Origin of the sequence: Streptomyces sp. NRRL B-24572 (assembly GCF_002156145.1) — a bacterium.
In the GTDB taxonomy this organism is placed as follows: domain Bacteria; phylum Actinomycetota; class Actinomycetes; order Streptomycetales; family Streptomycetaceae; genus Streptomyces; species Streptomyces vietnamensis.
The window spans coordinates 1-1,043 of sequence record NZ_MWIG01000579.1 but is presented as its reverse complement, the minus strand read 5'-3'; the positions used below and the strand labels follow the sequence as shown (position 1 = coordinate 1,043).

At 71.8% G+C, this 1,043-nt stretch carries 1 protein-coding gene; it reads right to left on the bottom strand.

The window, feature by feature from the left end:
- The coding region (locus CCN56_RS30470) for an amino acid adenylation domain-containing protein (RefSeq protein ID WP_143664669.1) at positions 1-1,043 on the bottom strand (1,043 nt) is incomplete at both ends.

Below are 1,043 nucleotides of genomic sequence, written 5' to 3'. Positions count from 1 at the left end.
GCTCGACGCGGAAGCCGCGCAGCTTGATCTGGTTGTCGGCGCGGCCGGCGAACTGGACGGTGCCGTCCTCGTTGAGGTGGGCCAGGTCTCCGGTGCGGTACAGCCGCTCGCCGGTCTCGCTCGTGATGAACCGCTCGGCGGTGAGCTCCGGCCGGTCCAGATACCCCCGCGCCACCTGGACGCCGCCGATGCACAGCTCGCCGTCGCGTATGTGGAAGGTCGTCCCGTGGGCCGGTCGGCCTATGGGTATCGCCGCCGGGCCGTCGGCGACCGTCGCGCGGTCCACCGTGTGCGAGGAGGCGTTGATGGTGCACTCGGTGGGGCCGTAGAGGTTGACCAGCTCGGCGTCCGGCAGCTCGCCGAGCACCTGCACGGCCAGGTTCCGGGAGAGGATCTCGCCGCCCGAGCAGACCCGGCGCAGGCTGGTGCAGGAGGCGAGTCGCTCGGTGTCGACGAGGGCCTGGAGGAGGGTCGGCACGCACTGGAGCATGGTGGCGCCGTGCCGCCGCACGGTGTCGATCAGCCCCTCGGGGTCGCGGTAGACACCGGGCGGGCCCATGGCGACGCGGGCGCCGACGGCCGGGGCGAGGATCTCCCACTGGGCGGCGTCGAAGCTCATCGGGGTCTTCTGGACGACGGTCTCGCCGGGGCCGAGCCGGTGCTCGGCGGCCATCCACTCCATCTGGGAGACGATCGAACGGTGCTCGACCATCACACCCTTGGGCTTGCCGGTGGAGCCCGAGGTGTAGATGACGTAGGCGAGGTCGTAGGGGGCGGGGGCGGGGAGCGGTGCCTGCGACGGCGGTACGTCCCCGATGACGACGACCGTCGTGCCGGGCGGGGCCAGTTCCTCGACGCGGTCGCGGAAGCGGTCCTGGGTGAGGACGATCCTCGCCCCGCTGTCCTCGATCATGTAGCGCAGCCGCTCCTCCGGGTACTCCGGGGAGAGCGGGACGTAGGCGCCGCCGGAGAGCACGACACCCCACGTGCCGATCATCAGTTCGAGTGACGGTTCGACGTGGACGCCGACCCGCTGGTCGGCG